18 protein-coding genes are annotated in these 20,657 nt (G+C 67.3%); 3 read left to right on the top strand and 15 right to left on the bottom strand.

Annotated features, from left to right (window positions below; translation table 11 throughout):
• Window positions 1-78: 78 nt before the first annotated feature.
• From ABE424_RS06775 to ABE424_RS06760, 4 genes are read right to left on the bottom strand one after another with little or no spacing between them, the layout of a single operon-like run.
• A complete protein-coding gene (locus ABE424_RS06775) occupies window positions 79-1,410 on the bottom strand; it encodes a peptide MFS transporter (protein WP_346490914.1) in 1,332 nt (443 codons plus the stop codon).
• A 19-nt stretch (window positions 1,411-1,429) separates the two neighbouring features.
• Window positions 1,430-3,430, bottom strand: coding sequence for a serine hydrolase domain-containing protein (locus ABE424_RS06770; protein ID WP_346490915.1), 2,001 nt, complete (start codon window positions 3,428-3,430; stop codon window positions 1,430-1,432).
• Window positions 3,427-4,425: a dipeptide epimerase gene (locus ABE424_RS06765; protein WP_176989823.1), complete on the bottom strand. Its 999-nt coding sequence runs from the start codon at window positions 4,423-4,425 to the stop codon at window positions 3,427-3,429. Before ABE424_RS06765 ends, ABE424_RS06770 begins: the two co-directional genes overlap by 4 nt.
• A gap of 33 nt (window positions 4,426-4,458) precedes the next feature.
• Window positions 4,459-6,441: a serine hydrolase domain-containing protein gene (locus ABE424_RS06760; protein ID WP_346490916.1), complete on the bottom strand. Its 1,983-nt coding sequence runs from the start codon at window positions 6,439-6,441 to the stop codon at window positions 4,459-4,461.
• Window positions 6,442-6,765: 324 nt separating this feature from the next.
• On the opposite strand from ABE424_RS06760, the gene ABE424_RS06755 reads away from it, so the two are divergent.
• Complete coding sequence (locus ABE424_RS06755) at window positions 6,766-7,401, top strand: XRE family transcriptional regulator (protein WP_176989825.1); 636 nt, start codon at window positions 6,766-6,768, stop codon at window positions 7,399-7,401.
• An 87-nt stretch (window positions 7,402-7,488) separates the two neighbouring features.
• Here ABE424_RS06755 and ABE424_RS06750 read toward each other — a convergent pair whose 3' ends face one another.
• From ABE424_RS06750 to ABE424_RS06735, 4 genes are all read right to left on the bottom strand, one after another.
• On the bottom strand, window positions 7,489-7,950 hold the full coding sequence (locus tag ABE424_RS06750; RefSeq protein WP_346490917.1) for an SRPBCC family protein: 462 nt from the start codon (window positions 7,948-7,950) through the stop codon (window positions 7,489-7,491).
• Window positions 7,951-7,952: 2 nt separating this feature from the next.
• The gene (locus ABE424_RS06745) at window positions 7,953-8,267 is read right to left on the bottom strand and encodes a metalloregulator ArsR/SmtB family transcription factor (RefSeq protein ID WP_176989827.1); all 315 of its coding nucleotides are present in this window, start codon (window positions 8,265-8,267) and stop codon (window positions 7,953-7,955) included.
• 222 nt (window positions 8,268-8,489) lie between these two features.
• Window positions 8,490-11,609: a discoidin domain-containing protein gene (locus ABE424_RS06740; RefSeq protein ID WP_346490918.1), complete on the bottom strand. Its 3,120-nt coding sequence runs from the start codon at window positions 11,607-11,609 to the stop codon at window positions 8,490-8,492.
• A gap of 97 nt (window positions 11,610-11,706) precedes the next feature.
• Window positions 11,707-12,570, bottom strand: coding sequence for a LysR family transcriptional regulator (locus tag ABE424_RS06735; protein WP_346490919.1), 864 nt, complete (start codon window positions 12,568-12,570; stop codon window positions 11,707-11,709).
• A gap of 122 nt (window positions 12,571-12,692) precedes the next feature.
• Between ABE424_RS06735 and ABE424_RS06730 the strand changes: the two genes are divergently transcribed.
• Window positions 12,693-13,472: an NAD(P)H-dependent oxidoreductase gene (locus tag ABE424_RS06730; RefSeq protein WP_346490920.1), complete on the top strand. Its 780-nt coding sequence runs from the start codon at window positions 12,693-12,695 to the stop codon at window positions 13,470-13,472.
• Window positions 13,473-13,598: 126 nt separating this feature from the next.
• Window positions 13,599-14,627, top strand: coding sequence for an aminoglycoside phosphotransferase family protein (locus ABE424_RS06725; protein WP_346490921.1), 1,029 nt, complete (start codon window positions 13,599-13,601; stop codon window positions 14,625-14,627).
• Window positions 14,628-14,636: 9 nt separating this feature from the next.
• Here ABE424_RS06725 and ABE424_RS06720 read toward each other — a convergent pair whose 3' ends face one another.
• The 7 genes from ABE424_RS06720 to ABE424_RS06690 all read right to left on the bottom strand — a co-directional run bounded on the left by ABE424_RS06720 (window position 14,637) and on the right by ABE424_RS06690 (window position 20,615).
• Window positions 14,637-15,944, bottom strand: a complete 1,308-nt coding sequence (locus ABE424_RS06720; RefSeq protein WP_346490922.1) for a HipA domain-containing protein — start codon at window positions 15,942-15,944, stop codon at window positions 14,637-14,639.
• Window positions 15,941-16,291, bottom strand: coding sequence for a helix-turn-helix transcriptional regulator (locus ABE424_RS06715; RefSeq protein WP_346478030.1), 351 nt, complete (start codon window positions 16,289-16,291; stop codon window positions 15,941-15,943). The genes ABE424_RS06720 and ABE424_RS06715 overlap by 4 nt, the downstream gene beginning before the upstream one ends.
• 230 nt (window positions 16,292-16,521) lie before the next feature.
• Complete coding sequence (locus ABE424_RS06710; protein WP_346490969.1) at window positions 16,522-17,409, bottom strand: DMT family transporter; 888 nt, start codon at window positions 17,407-17,409, stop codon at window positions 16,522-16,524.
• A gap of 32 nt (window positions 17,410-17,441) precedes the next feature.
• The gene (gene murB / locus ABE424_RS06705) at window positions 17,442-18,491 is read right to left on the bottom strand and encodes a UDP-N-acetylmuramate dehydrogenase (protein WP_176989834.1); all 1,050 of its coding nucleotides are present in this window, start codon (window positions 18,489-18,491) and stop codon (window positions 17,442-17,444) included.
• Entirely contained in the window at window positions 18,488-19,543 is a 1,056-nt protein-coding gene (locus ABE424_RS06700) for a quinone-dependent dihydroorotate dehydrogenase (protein ID WP_346490923.1), read from the bottom strand. The genes murB and ABE424_RS06700 overlap by 4 nt, the downstream gene beginning before the upstream one ends.
• Window positions 19,544-19,552: 9 nt before the next feature.
• Complete coding sequence (locus ABE424_RS06695; protein ID WP_346490924.1) at window positions 19,553-20,323, bottom strand: class I SAM-dependent methyltransferase; 771 nt, start codon at window positions 20,321-20,323, stop codon at window positions 19,553-19,555.
• A 7-nt stretch (window positions 20,324-20,330) separates the two neighbouring features.
• Window positions 20,331-20,615, bottom strand: coding sequence for a DUF4190 domain-containing protein (locus ABE424_RS06690; protein ID WP_346478034.1), 285 nt, complete (start codon window positions 20,613-20,615; stop codon window positions 20,331-20,333).
• Between the last annotated feature and the right edge of the window lie 42 nt (window positions 20,616-20,657).

Below are 20,657 nucleotides of genomic sequence, written 5' to 3'. Positions count from 1 at the left end.
GCGGCTGTGTGGCGGGCTGACGCGGGGGGAGCAGGGGCACGCGTGCCGTCGACACCGTGCCGTGCCGGCACGGCGACCTCATCGCGCGGTCACTGCATCGTCAGCCGGGGCGGCCTCCTGCGCTGCAGGTGACCCATTGCCAGCGAGCAAGGGCCGGGCACGTCGCTCCAGGCGCAGCAGCAGCACGGCGACGATCAGGCAGGTCCCGGCCATCAGCGAGAAGAACACCGCGCTGGAGAGCGTCGACCACAGCGTGCCGACCGCGCCGGCCAGCAGGTTGCCGCCGAACGACGCGAGGAACCAGAACGCGATGATCGTGGCGCCGAAGCCGACCGGCGCCAGGCGGGCGAACAGGCCCAGCCCGACCGGCAGGATGAAGAGCTCGCCGAAGGTGAAGATCGCAAAGAACAGCGCGGCCCACAGCCAGCCGACCTTGGCCGTTGGTTCGCCACCGAGGATCGCCACCAGCGCGAACGACAGTCCGACCACGGCGGCACCGATCGCCATCTTGGTCAGTGCGGCCGGCTCGCGCCCATCGCGGGCCTGCCGCATCCAGCGTCGCACCAGCAGCGGGGTGATCAGGAAGACCAGCAGCGGATTGAGCGAGAAGAACCACGTCATCGGAAGGGTGAAATCCGCGGTGAGCACGCGGTCCACGCCGGTGTCGAGCCAGATCGCGATGGTGTTGCCGATCTGCTCGTAGGCAAGACGGAACACCACGATCAGGCCGGCAATCATCGCCATCAGGTGCAGCAGCGGGCGATAGGCCGGTTGCCACAGCGCGGAGAAGGGCAGCGTGGCGCGCTCGCTGCGCGGCGGATCCGGCGGCAGGTGGCGGCGGCCGGTGATGTAGATCACCAGCCCCAGCAGCATGCCGATGCCGGCCGCGGAGAATCCGACGTGCCAGCCATACACCTCACCGAGCGTGCCGCAGACCAGCGGGGCGAGGAACGCACCGAGGTTGATGCCCACGTAGTACACATTGAACGCCGAGCCACGGCGCGGATCATCGCGCTGGTACAGGTCGCCGACCTGGCCGGGCAGGGTGGGCAGGAACAAACCATTACCGAGCACGATCGCCAGCAGTGCGGGATACAGCAGCGCATCGAAGGCCATCAGGAAGTGCCCGAACGCCATGATCGCGCCGCCCAGGATCACCGCACGTCGCTTGCCCAGCCAGCGGTCGGCGAGCATCCCGCCGAACACCGGGCTGAGGTAGGCCAGCGCGGTGTACAGGCCATAGACCATCGAAGCCTGTTCCTGCGAGAACAACAGCTGCTTGGTCATGTAATAAACCAGCAGCGCCCGCATGCCGTAGTAGGAGAATTTCTCCCACATCTCGGTGAGGAACAGGATGGTGAGGCCTGGCGGTTGCCCGAACCAGGACTTGCGCGGTGCGTCGAGGGTCATCGGGCGGCGCGTCCGGGGGTCAGAGCTGCAGGCCGGTACTGATCAGGCGCTGGGTAATGGCGACGAACGCCACCACCAGGCCCGACAGTGCGACCACCCAGGCGCCATAGCGGCGCATGCGCGGCCAGCTGGCCGGCGCGCGGACGGCCACCCAGACCAGTGCGACCGCGGCAATCACGCTCAGCCAGGACAACGCCTGGACCAGGATCAACGGCCCGTTGCTGTAACTGGAGATGCCACCCGGCGCGGACATCGACTTCACATACGCCACCCAGGCGATGACGCTGCCCAGCAGCACAGTGATCGACAGCGTCTGCAGCCAGCGCAGGCCACGGCCTTCGAGCGGCGCGCTGGCACGGTAGTAACGGCGCACGAACACGCCACCCACGCGCAGCACGGCCGACAGCGTCAGCAGCCCCAGTGCGACGATCAGCGCAGGGCGCAGCCACGCCGGCGAACGCCAGCCGGGGATCGGTTCGAAGCCGAACACCGAGGCGAACGGGCCGCCGGAGAAGTACACCGGCCGGCCGTCCTTGACCTTCACTTCCAACAGGCCGCGACCGTTTTCCTGCTGCCACAGCCACGGCGACACCTCGCGCCAGCGCAGCAGCTGGCCGTTGAGGCCCTTCTGGCCATCGACGGTGATCGTGCCGTCTTCCTGCGGGTGCACGCGGATCGGTGCGAACAGGGTCAGCATGCGCAGATACGAACTGTCCGAGCGGCGCGTGCTCTGCCAGCTCACCCCCGCCAGCGCCGCGGCGTGTTCGCGCGCGGTTGCCGCATCCACGCCCGGGCCGGCGGCCTGGATCGGCAGGGTCGGCAGGAAGTTCTCGACGAAGCGCTCCCACACCTGGGCACGCAGCGCCGAGCCGGCCGCATCACGCCCGACGCTGTTGGTGGAGACGAACACGCCGATGTTGCGCTCCGGGATCATCCACAGCCACGAGTAGAAGAACAGCATCGTGCCGCCGTGCGAGCGGGTGTCGTAGCCACCGGTGTCCGAGGCCATCCAGCCCAGGGCCATGCGCGGCAGATGCGGCAGGATCGCCGGCTGCGGGGTCAGCATCTGTGCGTTGGTCTCGGCGCGCATGATGCGCTGGCCGTCGAGCTCACCATGATTGAGCGTGGCCATCATGAAACGCGCCATCGCCGACCCCGAGGCATACAGGCCGCCCACGCCCGGTGCGGTGTTCTTCTCGGCCGGGTAGCTTTTGCCCGAGCCCAGCAGATAGCCCTTGGCGGCGTGTGGCAGCAGCTCGGCCGGCAGCTTCTGTTCGAAGCTGGCGTACTGCATGTCCAGCGGCTGCAGGATGTGCTGCCTGGCGTAGTCCTCGAAGCGCTGTCCGCTGACGCGCTCGACGATGTACGAGGCGATGCCGGTGGCGTAGTTGGAGTACGCCGGTGTCGTGCCCGGTGTGGAAATCTGGTTGGGCACCCATTCCTTGAGGTAGTTGTCGCGGTTGGCCGGATGATCCGGACCCAGCACGATCAGGTAGCGCATGCGCTCTTCCAGACCGCTGGTGTGGGTCATGATCTGGCGCAGCGTGATCGGCTCACCCTTGGCCGGGACCTTGATGTCCAGGTAGGTGTTGATGTCGGTGTCCAGGTCCAGCTTGCCCTGTTCGACCAGCTGCATCACCGCGGTCCAGACGAACAGCTTGGAGATCGAGCCGGGGCGGAACAACGTGGTTTTGGGATCGACCGGCGTGCGCTTCTCGACATCGGAGAAACCAAAGCCGCGCTCGGTGACAACCTTGCCGTTCTCGACCACGGTGACCACGGCGCCAGCGAGATCACCCTGGGCCATCAGGTAGGGCACCAGGCCATCAAGGAAGGTGTCCACGCGTGCGGCATCCAGCGTGCCGGTGGCTGCCTGCGCGGGCGCGATGCTGTCAGCCGCTTCGGTGGTCGCGGGGGCCGCCGGTGCAGCGACGGGGACCGGTGCCTGTGCATGCACTGGCGAGAACGCGGCAGTCGAGGCCAGCAGCAGGCCGGAGATCAGCGGGCGCCAGATGCTCATGCGTGCACTCCCTTGCCCCACACGGCGTCGTCGCAATGCACCAGTCCGTCGTCGTAGCGCAGGCCCGGGGTCCGGTCATCGCGCAGGAACAGCGGGCCATCGAGATCGACCACGTCGCAATGCTGGCCCACGATGAAGGCCGGGCCCATCGCCCAGCTGCTGCCGATCATGTTGCCGACCATCACCTGCATGCCCAGCGAGCGGGCCTTGCCGACCATCGCCAGGCTTTCGGTGAGCCCGCCGGCCTTGTCGAGCTTGATGTTGATGACGTCGAACAGACCCGCCAGCGCCTCGATCTCCGAAGCATCCTGCACGCTCTCGTCGGCGGCGAACGGCAACGGCCGCGCGAAGCCCTTGAGCTCGGCTTCGCGGCCGCGCGGCAAGGGTTGTTCCAGCAGCTTGATGCCGTTCTCCAGCAGCACCGGAATCAGCGCATCGAGCACGTCCACGCTGTAGCCCTGGTTGGCGTCCACGCCCATCCACACATCCGGGCGTACCTTGCGCACCGCACGCACGCGCTCGATGTCGATATCCAGATCACCGCTGAGCTTGAGCTTGAGTGCCTTGGCCGGCGCATAGCGTCCGGTCGCGATCGACTGCATCGTCGCCGGGTCATCGGCGCCCAGGGTCCAGGTGGTCAGCAGCGGCCGCGTCTGCGACAGCCCGGCCAGCGCCCAGGCATGCGTGCCGCTACGGCTCGCTTCCAGATCCCAGAGCGCGCAGTCGAGTGCGTTGCGCGCGCCGCCGCGGGGCAGCAGCTGCTGCAGCTCGTCGCGGGTGATGCCGGCTTCGATGCGCGCACGCAGCAGTTCCAGCGTCGCCAGCATCTGCTCGGGCGTGTCATCGAAGTAGTACACACCGCTGGCTTCGCCACGGCCGCGATGGCCGCCGTCTTCCAGTTCCACGCGCAGTACCGGGGCGTGTTCGAACACGTAGCCGCTGATCCGGAACGGGGCCAGCAAGGCAAGCGTATCGATCTGCAGGGTCAGTTTCACAGGATGTCTCCAGCCCCGTGGCGGGGCCATGGGTCAGTAGTTGAGAGCGAAGTCGGCCAGGCCCATCAGGACCAGCGAATAGGCGAGCACGCAGGCCGCGATCAGCAGCAGCGCGGCCCAGAGGCGGGCGAGCCAGCCGCGACGAATGCGTACCGTCTCCACCAGATTCCAGGCCGTCGAACCGATCCCGCCGACGATCGCGATCACCGTGGCGATGCCGAGCCCGATCACTGCCGGATCGAGGCGGTCATCGAGGCGGGCGAAATCCGCCGATGCCCAGGTCATCACCGCCATGGCCGCAGCAGGCACCAGCAGCATGAACCAGCAGGCGAAGCGGCTCAGGCGATAGGCCAGCAGTGTCCTGCGTGGCCAGCCCAGCACGCGCCCATGACGGCGGCGCACGAACGCGGCGATCGGCCACGCCAGCGCGGACAGCGCCAGCACGGCCACTGCCCCGGTCAGTGCCGGCTTCAGCCACAGCGCCGAGCGGTAGCCTTCGGCACGCAGGAACACGTTGAACGGCGAAGACGAATCCACCGCAAAGCCGATCGGCGCGCCGTCCTTGACGATGGCGGCCAGGCGCAGCTCGCTGTTGCTGGCCTGCCACAGCCACGGGGCGATCGGCTTGAAGGTGGTGGGCTGCCCGTTGGGCTGCTTCAGGCGCGGCAGACGCAGGCCGCCATCGTCGAGGGCTTCCAGGCGGGTCTGGGTGAGGATGCCGGTGCGGCCGATGCCGGTCTCCGCACGCCGCGAATCCAGGTAGCTCGGCGCCGCCAGCAGGCGGGCCTGCTGCTTGGCCAGTGCCGCGTCCACAGGCGGTGCCGGGGCGGGTGCCGCGGCCGGGAAATAGCGGTCGGCGAAGTTCTCCAGCAGTTCACGCCGGATCGGGCCGGTGATGCCGTTGGCGCCCGCGCTGTTGAGCGAGACGAACAGGCCGACGTCGTGATCGCGGAACAGGAACAGCTGCGAGTGGAACGAGTAGGTGTCACCGGCGTGAGACACCACGCGCTGGCCATTGACATCGATCTCGTAGAAGCCGAGCGCCATGGTGTTCAGCGGCGGCGCGAAGCGCGTCTGCGGGGTCAGCATCAGCTGGCTGGTCGCGGCTTTCAGAATGGCCGTGTCGTGGCCGCCCGCCGCGCTCAGGTGCGCGATCATGAAACGCGCCATGTCGCTGCCGGTGGCCGACAGTGCGCCGGCCGGAGCGGACGGGGTGACTTCGAAGTCGCGCGGTTTGCCCGAACCCAGTGCATAGCCCTTGCTGACCAGTGCACGCAACGCCGGCGGCAGCGGTTGCCGGAAGCTGGCGTGCTGCATCTGCAGCGGCACGAAGATGTGCTGCTCGACGTACTCGGCAAACGGTTGGCCGGACACGCGCTCGACGATGTAGCCGGCCAGGCTGGTGCCGTAATTCGAATAGGCGGGCACGGTGCCCGGCGCGAAGATCTGCGCCGGCACCCGTCGCTTGAGGTACGGTCCCAGCGCGATGTCACCGGCTTCGGCCACCGCCTCGCTGGTCCACATGTACTTGATGTTGGCCTCGAAGCCACCGGTATGCGTCATCAGCTGGCGCAGCGTGATCGGCAGGCCGCGTTCGGGCACCTTGAAATCCAGGTACTGGTTGATGTCCGCGTCCAGATCCAGCTTGCCGGCCTCCACCAGCTGCATCACCGCGGTCCAGGTCATCAGCTTGGAGACCGAGGCCATCCGGAACAGGGTGCGGTCCGGATCCACCGGGGTCTGTTTTTCCACATCCGAGACGCCGTAACCGCGACGGACCAGGATCTGGCCGTCCTTGACCACGGTCACCACCGCGCCGGCGATGTCGCCGCGCGCGATGGCATACGGCATGAACCCATCCAGCCAGGTGGCCGCGTCATCCGCGGTCAAACGGGCAGCGGTGTCCACGCGGGTGGGCGCGGCCTCCGGGGGCGGGGACGACGGCCGCTGTGCATCGGCCTGGAAAGACAGCAACAGCCCACAACACAACGCGACAAGCCCTGACAACGCACGCATGTGACGATCCCCTCTGGAACTGGAAGACGAGGCGCCCCGCGGAAACGATCGGAGGACCCAAAACCATCTCAATCAGACAACAATATTCCTGATCAGAGAAATGTCAATTGCGCGTGATCTCGTCCGGCGGTCGCCGGACAGGGGTGATTGCGAGCGTTATGTGCCCTGGATACGCCATTCCGGGGCCAATGAGAACGATTACACGGCGTTGACAGGCGCCATAAGAGGCGAACGCGACAAGAAACCATCCTGATCAGGATGGCATTCATCTCTACGTAGTATCGTATCGACAACTTCACCAGCAATAGCCCAAAGGTCCTGTCGATGAGCCCCAAAAGCCCGACGCTCGGAACCCTGCTGCGCGGCCTGCGCACGCGCCAGGGTTGGACGCTCAAGGAAATGAGCGAGCACACCGAAATTCCCCTGTCCACGCTGTCCAAGATCGAGCACGACCGCCTGACCTTGACCTACGACAAGCTCCAGCACCTCGCGCAGCGCCTGAACCTGCGCATGTCCGATCTGTTCTCCGAGCCCGACGCCGACAGCGCGCCGAAGCCGGTCACCGCACGGCGCAGCCTCGGCTCGCTCGACAAGGCGTTGCGGGTCCAGACCGACAACTACGATTACTACTATCTGTGCACCGAACTGCGCCGCAAGCGGATGATCCCGATCCTGACCAAGGTGCGGGCCAAGACCACCGCCGAGTTCGGCGACCTGGTCCGCCACCCGGGCGAGGAGTACGTGCACGTGATGGAGGGCCGCATCCAGGTCCACACCGAGTTCTATGATCCGGTGGTGCTGGAGACCGGGCAGGGCATCTACATCGACAGCCAGATGGGGCACGCCTACATCGTCGATACCGGCTGCGAGGAAGCGGTGCTGCTGGCCGTGTGCGCGAGTGCGGACGAAGACCTGATGGAATCGCTGATCACCCTGCATGAGCATGAGGGGAGTGTCTGAGCGCGTTGTCGCGTACAGCGGTCGAGCGAGATGTGTTGAATGAAAAGGGCGCCCAAGGCGCCCTTTTCTGTGATCTTCCCGCCCGGATCAGGCCAGTGGCTTGGCGAAGACGTCCATTCCCCTGCCGGTCTCCAGCAGTGATTTCAGGCTGGACAGGACAAGCGGCCAGCCCTGCCGGATGCCGGTGTCCATGCCGCTGCCCGGCTCGAGCTGGTCATGGGTCACGGTGAGCCGGACCATGCCGTCATACGGCACGATATCGAACGTCACCCGGCTGTAGGCCTGCGCGTCATCGGCCTGCGACGCGGCGGCCCAGCTGATGACCAGGCGCGAGGGCGGAGTGCTTTCGACCACCTCGCCGACCAGCTCGACTTTCCTTGCCGCGTCGGCACGGACGTGCTGCCAGCGTGAACCGGGCTGCCAGTCCGATACGTTTTCATGGCCCCAATAGGTGCGGGCGATCTCTGGCCGGGTGATGGCCTCGAATACGCTTTCGGCGGTGGAGGCGATATAGATCACGTGGATGAAGCAGGTAGACACCGTGGACATCATCATTCTCCTTCGAGTTCTTTTTTCAGGTCATGCAGCAGGCTCAGCCGTTGGTGCTCGAACTTGCGTACCCACCGCTCGTAAACCTCGTGCAGGGGCACGGGGTTGATGAAATGCAGCTTCTCGCGGCCGCGCCTGACGGTGCTGATCAGGTTGGCGTCTTCCAACAGTCCCAGGTGCTGGGTGACCGATTGCCGTGCCATCTGCAGGTGCGCGCAGAGCTGCCCCAGCGACTGCCCGTTCGTCTGGCAGAGCGCATCCAGCAGCGCCCTGCGGGTTGGGTCGCCCAGCGCCTTGAACACCTTGTCTGCATCCATCCGCGTTCCTCGCTGCTCGTGATCCAGGTAACGCCCTGTGCATGTGATGGCGCCCGTCGACGATCCGATGATATGCAGGTAAATACCTGCATGTCAATGCCGGTCATGCCAGGCACCGCCACGACCGGACCAAGGCTTGCGTCGTCCCGTCGACCGGCAGGGCTGACCGGGTTCTAGCCCTTCATCGGCCGACAGAGCATCGCCATGCCGGCGGAGTCGGTCTCACCACGTCGCCTCCAGCCGGCGGAACGGCTGCTTCAGCGTCACCCCGCGCGCGTCGTAGTCACTCACGACGCGGCCATCCACCCGGACCGAGGTCGGGCGCGTACGGCTCGGCCACCACACACGGACCGCGGTGTCCGCGCGCAGCCCCTTGCCCAGCGTTACCTGCAGCGTGCCGTCGCGCTGCCGCGCCTGCAGGGCCAGGATGCCGTAGGCGGTCGGCAGGCGATCCACCGCCAGCCCGTCGCCGGCCACCCACGAGGGCGGGGTGCCTGGCAGCAGCGACAGCGCGTCATCGTCTTCGCGCATCAGCATCCCGAACAGCGTGCGTCCATATTCGGCGCCGATCCAGGTATGCGGCATGTCGCCGAGATAACGCGGGAAGCGCAGCCGCGAATGGACCACCTCGGCGAGCACCTGCCACTCCAGCGGGCGGCGGTCATGCAGCAGGCCCTGCAGCAGTTCGTCGGCGGCCTCGGGCTGGTCCAGATGCACATAGCTCAGCACATTGCGGATTTCGTACGGGGTATAGGCATACAACGCGCCCGGCTCGCCGCGCTTGCGGACATCGTCCAGATAGCGGGCGAACGTGGTGCGCAGCGCCTCGGCCGGCAACACATCCTGTGCGCCGGTGGGATCGAGCGCGATCGACACGCCGGTCGGATCACCATCGCCAAGGTCGGCCGAAGAAGGAATGAAGTCGATGCCCTTCCACGCCATCGTGGCGCGGATCGAGGCGGCCAGTGCATCGTGCAGGGCGGTGTACTGTTCGCGCGCCCACGCGGCGGTTTCATGATCGCCCAGCGACTCGGCCAGCCACGCGCCGTCATGCCACCCCTTCAGGCCCCAGTAGTCGTCCCAGTAGCTGTGCGTGGGCGAAGGGTAGCCCTCGTGGCTGATCGATGGCGCCAGGATGCCGGCGAAGCGTTCCGGGGAGGGCTGGCTGGCCATGTAGCCGGGCACCAGCGTGCGCTCGCGCAGTTCCTGCAGGAAGCGCATCGCGGCTTTCACCTTGGGCAGATAGGCGCGTACCGAGTCCGGTCCGCCATCCAGCCGCGCGACATCGGCAACCAGGCTGATGTACTGCCCCTGGCTGTCGTACTCGATGTCCGAGCCGAAGCCGGTGTTGACGCTGCCGTCGTCGTTGAGGATCGGCGAGACCAGGCCGTTGGCATGCACGCCGTGCTCGCTGTACCAGGCCAGGTAATCGCGCGCGACCCTGGATTCGCCCATGCGCAGCAGCACCGCGGAGGTGGCCATGCCGTCGCGGATGAAGGAGCGGTTGTAGTTGCGCGGGCCGGGCTGCATGGCCGGGCCGGTCTGGTTGATCAGCATGTACGCCGCCTGCGCGCGCAGCATGTCCACCAGCGAGGGATCGGGCAGGCGCAGGCCGACCTGGCCCAGGCGTGCCTGCCAGTCGTCGGATGCCCGCTTGGCGAGTGCGTCGTACGCCGCATCGGGTGCACGCGGGATGCCAGACAGCGCCAGTGGCGGTGCATCCGGCAGCGAACCGTCCTTGGCCGAAGCGGCGGTGCCCAGCGGGAAGGCGACCACCACCGAGCGGCTGGCACCCGGCGCGAGCTGCACGCGGTAGGCCAGCGCCGCGGACGCGAGACCCTCGGCATCGCGTGCCTGCGTGGCCGCGGGCAAGGTACCGCTGGCGATGGCCGCGGTGATCTCGGAACTGCCCTCCGTGCCGAACGGCGCCGCACCCGCGGCATCGATCGGGGTCAGCGACTGCAGCAGGGCACGCCCGTTGATGCGCACCTGCCGACCTTCCACGGCCACCTCGCGGATCGGCGAGAGGCCGCCATTCTGCCACGGTGGATTCATCTGCATCGGCCGTACCGCCAGTGTCAGGGTGCCCTCGAGAGGGGCGCTGCCGGTGTTGCGCAGTCGATGGCGCACGAAGGTGACCGGCTGTCCCCCCAGCTCGACCGCGAACGCCTCGCTCTGCAGTTCCAGCCCGGGTTGGGGCGACCACGTCGCCGAGGGCATCGGCTTCCAGCCATCGCGCAGCGCGTGCTGCACCGGCTGGTCGGCGGCACCTGCGGCAACACCGTCCGCGTTGCGCCAGATCGGCTGCACCAGCGGCGCGCCCTTGAAGGCTTCGATGTTGCCGTACTCGTCGAAGATCGATTTCTGTCGGCCGGCGTGGATGCCGACCGCGGTCCAGTAGGTCTGCTGCATGTGCAGCGAGGCCGGGAACAATGCGCGCTGCGCGCCACTGGCGGCGATCTGGTAGCGCTTCATCGGCGTCATCACTGCCTTGGGGCCGAGCAGGCGCAGGCGCTCGACCCGGGGGGCGTCACCGTCCACCGTCAGCCGCAGCGCGGTGGCGGTCACGGCAGCAGTGCCCGCCAACCAACTCTGCTGGCGTGTACCGGCCTGCGGATCGCGTGCGAGGTCCATCCAGTGGCCCTGCGCATCGCGTGCCTGCAGCCGTGCGGCACCGTGCTCACCGTTCCACTCCACGGACAGGCCGGTGGTGGAGACGGCACGCGGCAACGCGATCTCGAGCGTATGCGTACCGTCCTTGCCACGCGGCACGGCGATGGCACTGCCACCCTGCCACAGCGCCGCGGCCTGGGTCGCATCCACGCCGGACATGCGCGCGCTCGTGGTGGAATCCAAGGGCTCCAGCTCGAAGATCGACACGCCCCAGTCCGAGGTGCGCGCCGGGCTGGCCAGGCGCAGATAGCGGGCGTTGCGCGGCGCAAAGAACAGCGTCTCGATACCGCCGAGCGAATCGCGCATGGTGTAGGCCGGCTGCCACTGTTGACCGTCCAGCGAGGTCTGCAGGCTGTACCCTTCCGGATTGGAGACGTCCCAGGTGATCTGCGCGCCGCTGAGCATGCTCGGCCTGCCCAGGTCCACCTGGAACCAGTGGCCCGGGCTGAAAGCACCGCCGGTGACTGTTTTAGGGTCGCCGTCGATCAGGTGCCCGACCGCCATCGCCGGCACCTGCTGGGAGGAACTGCTGGCCTGCCACTGGCTGCGCGGTGGCAGGTCCTGGGCGGCCGCGGTGAGGCTCAGCGCGAGGGCGGAGAAGAGCACGCTGCCGGCCATGATGCGGCGCGGTCGGTGCACGACGGTCGAACGGTCAGCCTGCAGCCCCATCAACGTGCTCCTGATCTGAAACGACCCCGACGGCGGGGTGGGGACACGCTAGCAGGGGATGTAATCGTTTACATGACGCGTCGCAATATGCGCCGGATCATCCCTTGACCGCTTGGGCGATCTGGTCCCGCAGCCAGCGATGCGCCGGATCGCGGTGCACGCGCTCGTGCCACAGCATCACCATCTGGTAGCCGGGCACGTCGATCGGCGCCTCCACGACACGCAGTGACGGATCCTCGGCGACCAGCCGCGCGGGCACCATCGCGACCATGTCGGTCCGGCTGATCACACTGCGCAGGTACAGGAAGTGCGGCACTGACAAGGCCACCCTGCGCTGTGCACCCACCCGGGCGAGTGCCTCGTCGGTGACGCCGTGGAAGCCGCCGCCCATCGGCGAGACGATGACATGCTCGAGCGCGCAGAACTGGGCCAGGGTGGGGCGACGCTTCAATTTTGGATGACCGGCGCGGCCAGCCAGTACGTAGCGTTCGGTGAACAGAGGGCGGTGGTGCAGGGCGGGGGGCGCATCGGACGCGATGTGGAACGCCAGGTCGATATCGCCACGCTCGGCCTGCTCCACCATGCGCCGCGGTGCGAGTTCGACCACGGCCAGGCGCGTGCCCGGTGCGGCGCGACGCAGGCCGGCCAGGGCCGGCAGCAGCACGGTGGACTCGCCGTAGTCGGAGGCCATCACCTGCCAGGTGTTGCGGGCCTGCGCCGGGTCGAACGCCCGGGTCGGCGCCACCGCGCGCTCGACGGCGGCCAGCGCGTCGGCCAATGGCGCGCGCAGGGCCTCGGCGCGCGCCGTGGTCCGCATGCCGCGCGGGCCGGGCAGCAGCAGCGGATCGTCGAACAGATCACGCAGCCGCCCCAGCTGCACGCTCACCGTGGGCTGCGCCAGATGCAGGCGCGCGGCGGCGCGGGTGACGTTCTGCTCGTCCAGCAGGGCCTGCAGGGTCACCAGCAGGTTGAGGTCGATGCGACGCAGGGTATTGTCTATGGCAATGTCAGGGATTGCGGGAATTTATTTCTACTATAGCCTCGCCCTCTCTACCGTAGCGGCATCTCCTCCGTGGAACTGCCATGAACGTCCTGATCGTCTACGCCCACCCCGAACCGACTTCGCTCAGTGGCTCGCTGAAAACCTTCACCGTCGAACGTCTGCAACAGGCCGGCCACACCGTGCAGGTCTCCGATCTGTATGCCATGCAGTGGAAATCACAGGTCGATGCGGCCGACCATCCGGACCGCGATCCGTCGGCCCCGTTCCATGCCTCGCTGGACTCGCGGCAGGCGTACGCCAATGGCGCGCAGAGCGCGGACATCGCGGCCGAGCAGGACAAACTGCGCTGGGCCGATACGGTCATCCTGCAGTTTCCGCTGTGGTGGTTCTCGATGCCGGCGATCCTCAAGGGCTGGGTCGACCGGGTGTACGCCTATGGGTTCGCGTATGGGGTGGGCGAGCACTCGGACCGTCACTGGGGCGACCGCTACGGCGAGGGCACCATGAGCGGCAAGCGGGCGATGCTGGTGGTCACCACCGGGGGCTGGGCGTCGCACTACGCACCGCGCGGCATCAACGGTTCGATCGAGGATGTCCTGTTTCCGATCCAGCACGGCATCCTGTTCTATCCCGGCTTCGAGGTGCTGCCGCCGCATGTGATCTACCGCACCGGCCGCGTCGACGACGCATCGTTCCCGGCGCTGCTGGAGGACCTGGGTACGCGGCTGGATGGCCTGGCGACCGATGCCCCGATCGCGTACCGCCGCCAGAATGGGGGCGACTATGAGATTCCTGCGTTGCAGTTGCGGCCGGAGCTGGCGCCGGGTGAAACCGGAGCGGGCATCCACATCATCGGCTGAGTTCACCGCGATGTTGGCCCGCGCGACCACGCAAGCAGTGCGTGGCCGCTTTCGTGATGGACTGCGCTGCGCTGCAGGGTATCGATCTGCGATAGTCGATGCGTATCCATTACATGCGTTGGATTGATGCTCCATCCACAAGAGTTGTCCTCGGCGCAGATCATCCAGGTGCTGGGGGAGGCCTACGGCGTACGAGCCACCGCGGTGGTGCAGCGCGCCTGTGGCGCCGATGCAGGTGCGACCGTGTACCAGGTGGGTGGGCCTGATGGCATGCGCTGGTGGCTGAAGTGCCGGCGTTATGCGGTGGATGCCGTGGTGTGGGACGTGCTGCACCATCTGCGTGACCACCTGGGACTGCGCGAGATCATCGCGCCGCTGCCGACCCGCGACGGTGCGGCCGCGGCAACCTGGGCGGGCCTGCAGTGGACGCTGTTTCCCTATGTCGATGCGTTTTCCGGTTTCGAGGAGGCGCTGTCGCGAGGACACTGGGAACGGTTCGGGCGCGTGCTGCGCCAGGTTCACGACGCGCGGTTGCCGGAGGCACTGTCCGGGCGTCTGCGCCGCCCTGGATTCGACGACGACACTGCGGTGGAGCGCGTCGGCGCATGGCTGCAGCGCGCCGACGCGCGGATACCGGTGCGCGATGCATTGGGCGAGGAGTATCTGGCCCTGTGGTGCCGGTACCGTCAGCGCATCGAGGCGATCTGGCAGCGCTGCGGCGCGCTGCGTGCGCGCATCGGCGATGGTCGCCCCCGCCGCGTGCTCTGTCACGCCGATCTGCACGCGGGCAATGTGCTGGTCGGGCCAGATGAGGGAATCCATCTGATCGATTGGGACGAGATGGTGCTGGCGCCGCGCGAGCGCGACCTGATGTTCATCGGCGCCGGCATCGGCGGGCGCTGGGGGCGTGAGCAGCCGCCGGGGTTCGCCGAGGGCTACGGCCCGGTCGAGGCGGATCCGCTGTGGGTGGCGTACTGCCGCCACTGGCGGATCCTGCAGGATCTGCAGGAGTTCCACGATCTCCTGCTGGAACCCGGCGCCACTGCACGGCCGCCTGCACAGCGGCGCCAGGCGCTGCGCTACATGGCCGAGCAGTTCGCGCCCGGCAACGTGGCCGATTGCGCGACCCGTGCGTGGCAGGTTGTGCAGGGCTGAGGCTGCACGTCAGCGAATGTCCGTACGCAGGCTGCCGCGGATCTGATCGCGCCAGTGCTCGGCGACGCCGGCCTCGTCGGCAAACCGGGGCCAGCGCAGCACGCTGTGCCGGACCTGCTCGATGATGTCCCGGGCGCGGCGGGCATTGATCGAGGCGGTCGCGGCACAGGCGGCCAGGTCGGCCACGTCGAAACCCTCGCGCTTGGCGTTGATCGACATCTGGTGCCGCGCTGTCCAGTCGCCGTCCGGGTTGTACGCCCAGGTGATGTCGAACGCAGGTGACAGCGACCACTGGCCTTGCCGGTCCATCAGGTAGGCGATGTTCTTGACGTGGTCGTCCTGATTGCGTGCGATCACGTTGAACACCATCCGCCGGAACTGTTCCTCCAGCTGCGCCATCGGCAGGCGCAACTGGCGCATGACCAGCAAGGCCTGCTCGTAGGAGTAGGCAGTGGGGTTATTGAAGTCGAAGTGGGCCATCGCCGCCAACGACTGCATATGGCGCTTGCCGCCTGCATCGGTGCGGTCGAAGCGTTGGGTCATGAAGTGGCGGCGGCCGCCTTCCTCCAGCAGTCGGCACTCGCTGATCTGGATGCCCGCGTCACGCGCCATCAGCGCGTAGGCGTACTCGACCACGCCGTAGCCCTTGGGATCAGCCAGTTCCTTGTCGCGGTTGTTCTGGACGCCATCGAACTTGAGCAGCCAGTAACTGAAGCCTGGCGCCGCCGCGGCCTGGCCCGATCGGACTTCGCCAGTGGCTTCGTTCCAGGCGATCACGGCTTTGGCGCGTGCGCCACCGGCCGAGGTGCCCACGCGCAGAATGTCGCGCAGCGCATCGGCGCGTTCTTCATCGCCGAACGAGGCACGCAGGTTGTCGCGATTGCTCAGGACCTCGGTGGCCAGCGCAACCAAGGCATCGATCTGAATTCTGTGTGCCGTGCGGACGCGCGGACCATGCACAGGGGAGAATTCCAGCGCCCCCATACCGCGCGTGCCGGTATAGCACAGCCGCTCCACCGCATTGAAGCTGTCCGGCGTGCGGCCCTGGGTGGCCAGCCACGCATTGATCAGGGTATTGCCGTACTTGTCCGGCAGGGCGTCGGCGAGCAGGCCGGGCAAGCCATGGAAGCCTGCCGGGTTGAGGGAGGGGAAACCGTAGATCCGATCCGTTGCGAGCGGCATGGTCAGCGGGGCGACCTCAATGCTGGAACGTGCGAATGCCGGGTCGTAGGCAAATTGTGCGATACGCTCGCCGTCGGCCAGCGTCACCGCGCCGATCCGGCTGCCCCACAGGCGCACCTCGGCCGTGGTGCTCATTGCTCATCGCCCCAGGTCCAAGGCTTGGCCGGGGCGGCTTCTGCCACCCCCGGTCGCGCGCGCTGGCGTGGGTGGCCGCGGCGCTCCAGCAGATCGATCGGATTGGGGCCGTCGCTGGGCAGCATCACGTCCAGCGCATCCAGCCTGCCGAGGGCGCGCAGGCATCGGATCAGGTTGGCCAGCTGGGCGGGCGTACCGTCTTCCAGCCGCTGCACGGTGCGTTTGGAGACGCCCGCAGCATCGGCCAGCTGCTCCTGGGTGATGCCTTGCGAGAGCCGCACGCGGGCTAGACGTTGCCCCAGCTCAGCCAGAACAGCCTCGTCCGTCATCAGATGTGTGATTGTCATAAAGTGACCCTCCTGACGCTTTATATCGCACTATAGCGATAAGGCGTCAAGTTTGGCTAGTTACGACGTATAAAGTGTATTTCAACAAAGTGACGAAAATGGCGTGTTATGGCGATTTAGAGGGTTAAGGCGCCAGATGTGACGCTTAACGAGATCCGTTTATCGTCGGAGTGCATCCACGCATGGCGTGGATCTACGCTGGACGGGGCGGACCCCCGCGACGCGTCGGTTCATTCCCCGGGCTTCGCCGCCGCTGTCGCCGCCTGCGATTTCGCCCGCCGTGCCAGCACCGCTTCGCGGTGGGCGATATAGGCGTTCGCGCCGAGGATGATGCCGGCGCCGATCACGGTCCAGCGGTCCAGGGCTTCATTGAACAGCAGCCAGCCCAGCAGGCTGACCAGCGGCAGCTGCATGAAGCTGATCGGGGTCAACGCGGAGACCTCGCCCAGGCGCAGGGCGCGCGTCCACAGCAGCTGGCCCAGCGTGCCGAGCACACCGGTCGCGACCAGCCAGACCCAGGCCAGGCCGGTCGGCCAGACCCAGACGAACAGCGCCGGCACCAGCGACAGCGGCACCCAGAACACATAGGTGTAGAACACCACCGTATCGGCGCTGTCGATGCGGGTGAGCTGCTTGATCTGGATCGCCACCAGCGAGCTCAGCACCGCGGCACCCACGGCGACCAGGGTGCCGGGCGTGAAGCTGGTCGAGCCGGGGCGCACGATGATCAGCACGCCGATGAAGCCGATGATCACCGCCGCCCAGCGGCGCATGCGCACGGTTTCGCCCAGCCACAGCACGGCAGCGATGGTCACGAACAGCGGTGTCGAATAGGACAGCGAGATCGCCTGGGAGATCGGCAGGTGCCCGATCGCCCAGAACGCGCACAGCATCGAGGCCAGCCCGATCGCGCTGCGCAGGAAGTAACGCGGCAGCTGCTGCGTCTTCAGCGGCGCGCTGCCGGGGCGGATCAGCATCGGCAGCAGTGCCAGCAGGCCGAACGCGTTGCGGAAGAATGCCACTTCCTGGGTCGGCACGTAGCGGGTGGCGTAGCGGATCGCGATCGCCATCAGGCCGAAGGCCAACGTACTGCCGAGCATCAGCAGGGCGGCCCGCAACGGCGTGGCCACCGGTAACGCGGGGGCGGGGTTCACCACTGTGCGCCGATCAGCCTGGGTTCCGGTTCGATCGGTACGCCGAATTTCTCCAGGACCGAGGCGGAGATCCGCCGCGCCAGCGCGAGCAGTTCTTCACCGGTGGCCTGGCCGTGGTTGACCAGCACCAGCGCATGGCTCGGCGCCACGCCGGCATCGCCATCGCGGTAACCCTTCCAGCCACAACTTTCGATCATCCAGCCCGCGGAAATCTTGCGGCGGCTGTCGTCGTCGGCCGGGTACACCGGCAGCTCCGGGAAGTGCTGCAGCAGCACCTCCACCTGTTCCAGCGGCAGGATCGGGTTCTTGAAGAAGCTGCCCGCGTTGCCGAGTACGTCCGGATCCGGCAGCTTGCGGCGGCGGATGTTGATCACCGCGTTGGCCACATCGGCGGCCACCGGCAATTCAACGCCCATCGCCTCCATTTCCTCGGCGATCCCGGCATAGCCCAGGCGCAGGCCATGCAGCAGCGGCAGGCGCAGCTCGATCGCGGTGATCAGGTAACGGTCCGGGTCGTGCTTGAAGATGCTGTCGCGGTAGGCGAACTGGCAGCCTTCCGCATCGAAGCGCACCCAGTCGTTCTCGTGTCGGTCCCAGGCATCCACGGCCTGGATGAACTCGCCGACCTGCGCACCATAGGCGCCGATGTTCTGGATCGGGGAGGCGCCGGCGGTGCCGGGGATCAGGGCCAGGTTTTCCAGCCCGGACAGCCCGTTCTGCAGCGACCACATCACCAGCCCATGCCAGTTCACGCCGGCACCGGCACGCACGATGGTGTGGTCGGCGCGGTGTTCGAGGATCTCGATGCCGCGGTTGGCGAACACCAGCACGGTGCCTTCCACGTTGTCCGCGATCAGCACGTTGCTGCCGCTGCCCAGGACGAGCAGCGGCTGCTCTGCGACGCGCGGCAGGGCCAGCACCTCGGGCAGCACGGAAGGATCGAAGACCTCCAGCAGCTGCGCGGCCGTGGCGTCGACATGGAAGGTATTGAGCGCCTTCAGCGAGGCGTTTTCAGTGATGGCCCAGGCAGTCATGGCGTCGTTCACAGCGGTGCCACCGCGCCGCGGCTGGGCGCCTCTCTCCGGCGACGGATCGCCTCCACGCAGTCATGTACCAGCTCCGGGCCACGGAAGATCAGGCCGCTGTAACACTGCACCAGCGCGGCGCCGGCGGCCATCTTGGCCACCGCATCCGCACCGGATTGAATGCCGCCCACGCCGATCAACGGCATCGACTCGGGCAGGCGCGCGCGCAGGCGGCGCAGCACCAGGGTCGATTGGCCCAGCAGCGGTGCACCGGACAGGCCACCGGCTTCGTTCGCGCGCGGGTCACCGGCCACGGCACTGCGGTCGATGGTGGTGTTGGTCGCGATCACGCCGTCCACCTTGAGCTCGCCGAGCACGCGCGCGGCCGCATCGATGTCGCGATCGCTCAGGTCCGGGGCGACCTTGACCAGCATCGGCACCCGCTTGCCGTGCTTGGCGGCGAGGCTTTCCTGGCTTTCGCGCAGCTGCGAAATCAGCTGGCGCAGCGCGGTCTCTTCCTGCAGTTCGCGCAGGCCGGCGGTGTTCGGCGAGGAGATGTTGACGGTGATGTAGTCGGCCAGCGGATACACCTTCTGCAGGCAGTGCTGGTAATCGTCGAACGCCTGCTCGTTGGGCGTGTCCTTGTTCTTGCCGATGTTGATGCCGAGCAGGCCGGTGCGGCGCTTGGCACGTTCGACATTGCGCACCAGCGCATCCACGCCCAGGTTGTTGAAGCCCATGCGGTTGATGATGGCGTGGTGGTCCGGCAGCCGGAACAGGCGCGGCTTCGGGTTCCCCGCCTGCGGACGCGGGGTGATCGTGCCGATCTCGACGAAGCCGAAGCCCAGGGCCAGCAGCGCATCGATGTGCTCGCCGTTCTTGTCCAGGCCGGCGGCCAGGCCCACCGGATTCGGGAAACTCACTCCGAACGCGTTGGTCGGCAGCGGGTCGATGCGGCGGCCCATCAGCGGCGTGGTGCCGGTGCGGTAGGCCAGGTCCAGCGCACTCAGGCCAAGGCCGTGGGCGCGTTCTGCATCAAGGGCGAACAGGAAGGGGCGGGCAAGCGAGTACATGGCGTTCAATCAGTCCAGCGTGCCGACAAAGGCACGGGTTTGGTATTCAAAGGCGATCTGGCCGTCCACCGCGTGGGCGTCGAACAGCTGTTGCAGTGCGTCCAGCATCGCCGCGTGGCGCGGGTGACCGGGCTGTGGTGCATACGAGGAAGACAGCAGGCGGCCGCGCAGGCCGTCGTAGTCCATGCGCTGCACATTCGGCAGCCGGGCCATGCCACGCAGACCCTCGCCAAACCACGCGCGCATGGTGTCATCGTCCTGGTAGCGCTCGGCGACCTCGGTGTAATCGGTGCCGAACTCCAGCAGCAGCTGCTCGTAGCCGATCAGGAACGGCGAGGCATCGAGCAGGCGCGAGTTCCAGAACACCAGGGCCATGCCTTCGGGCTGCAGGATGCGCGCCCACTCGCGGCGCACCGCGGTGGTGTCGAACCAGTGGAAGGCCTGTGCTGCGGCAACGAGGCCAACGCTGTTGTCGGCCAGGCCGGTGGCCTCGGCGGTGCCGTCGGCGACCTTCAGACGCAGATAGTCCGGCGCGAGCAACTGCTCGGCGGCCTCGCGCATGGCCGCGTTCGGTTCCACCGCGATGACCGGGTGGCCGGCGGCCAGGAACAGCCGGGTGGAAATGCCGGTGCCGGCGCCGATATCGGCGACCAGGGTTTCGGTGGGCACACCGATGTCCTGGTGCAGCCAGTCCAGCAAGGCCGGGGGATAGTCGGGACGGTAGCGGACGTAGTCGGCAACCCGACTGCTGAAGCGTTCGGTCGAATCCGAGCGGCTCATGTGCACCTCACGATTGGGTAGCGGCAAACCAGGCCAGTCCGCCGAAGAACAACAGCACCACCACCAGGGCGAGCAGGCTGCCGATCACCACGATCCAGCCCAGGATCAGGCCGGCCAGCGCCATGCCGTCGCCTTCCAGTTCCAGCGGCCGGCGGCGGATCTCGGCACGGGCCAGGTGGCCGGTGATGATCGCCGCGATGCTGCCGATGAAGGGCAGGGCGGTCCAGCCGAGGATGCCCATGATCAGGCTGACCACGGCCATGGCACTCGTTTGTCGGGGCGGAAGGCTCATGCAGGTCCTGGTCGCGGTGGGAGGGTTCGATGATAGGGCCAG

The sequence above is a fragment of the Stenotrophomonas sp. TWI1149 genome (assembly GCF_039673155.1).
Classification (GTDB): domain Bacteria; phylum Pseudomonadota; class Gammaproteobacteria; order Xanthomonadales; family Xanthomonadaceae; genus Stenotrophomonas; species Stenotrophomonas maltophilia_AA.
Note: the sequence above shows the minus strand (reverse complement) of the source record. Positions and strands in the feature narration are given on the sequence as shown.

What these genes read in the sequence shown, in the direction of transcription:
- ABE424_RS06775 (WP_346490914.1), bottom strand. Translation starts at nt 1,410, where the DNA reads ATGACCCTCGACGCACCGCGCAAGTCCTGGTTCGGGCAACCGCCAGGC.
- ABE424_RS06770 (WP_346490915.1), bottom strand. Translation starts at nt 3,430, where the DNA reads ATGAGCATCTGGCGCCCGCTGATCTCCGGCCTGCTGCTGGCCTCGACT.
- ABE424_RS06760 (WP_346490916.1), bottom strand. Translation starts at nt 6,441, where the DNA reads ATGCGTGCGTTGTCAGGGCTTGTCGCGTTGTGTTGTGGGCTGTTGCTG.
- ABE424_RS06755 (WP_176989825.1), top strand. Translation starts at nt 6,766, where the DNA reads ATGAGCCCCAAAAGCCCGACGCTCGGAACCCTGCTGCGCGGCCTGCGC.
- ABE424_RS06750 (WP_346490917.1), bottom strand. Translation starts at nt 7,950, where the DNA reads ATGTCCACGGTGTCTACCTGCTTCATCCACGTGATCTATATCGCCTCC.
- ABE424_RS06745 (WP_176989827.1), bottom strand. Translation starts at nt 8,267, where the DNA reads ATGGATGCAGACAAGGTGTTCAAGGCGCTGGGCGACCCAACCCGCAGG.
- ABE424_RS06740 (WP_346490918.1), bottom strand. Translation starts at nt 11,609, where the DNA reads ATGGGGCTGCAGGCTGACCGTTCGACCGTCGTGCACCGACCGCGCCGC.
- ABE424_RS06730 (WP_346490920.1), top strand. Translation starts at nt 12,693, where the DNA reads ATGAACGTCCTGATCGTCTACGCCCACCCCGAACCGACTTCGCTCAGT.
- ABE424_RS06725 (WP_346490921.1), top strand. Translation starts at nt 13,599, where the DNA reads ATGCTCCATCCACAAGAGTTGTCCTCGGCGCAGATCATCCAGGTGCTG.
- ABE424_RS06720 (WP_346490922.1), bottom strand. Translation starts at nt 15,944, where the DNA reads ATGAGCACCACGGCCGAGGTGCGCCTGTGGGGCAGCCGGATCGGCGCG.
- ABE424_RS06715 (WP_346478030.1), bottom strand. Translation starts at nt 16,291, where the DNA reads ATGACAATCACACATCTGATGACGGACGAGGCTGTTCTGGCTGAGCTG.
- ABE424_RS06700 (WP_346490923.1), bottom strand. Translation starts at nt 19,543, where the DNA reads ATGTACTCGCTTGCCCGCCCCTTCCTGTTCGCCCTTGATGCAGAACGC.
- ABE424_RS06695 (WP_346490924.1), bottom strand. Translation starts at nt 20,323, where the DNA reads ATGAGCCGCTCGGATTCGACCGAACGCTTCAGCAGTCGGGTTGCCGAC.
- ABE424_RS06690 (WP_346478034.1), bottom strand. Translation starts at nt 20,615, where the DNA reads ATGAGCCTTCCGCCCCGACAAACGAGTGCCATGGCCGTGGTCAGCCTG.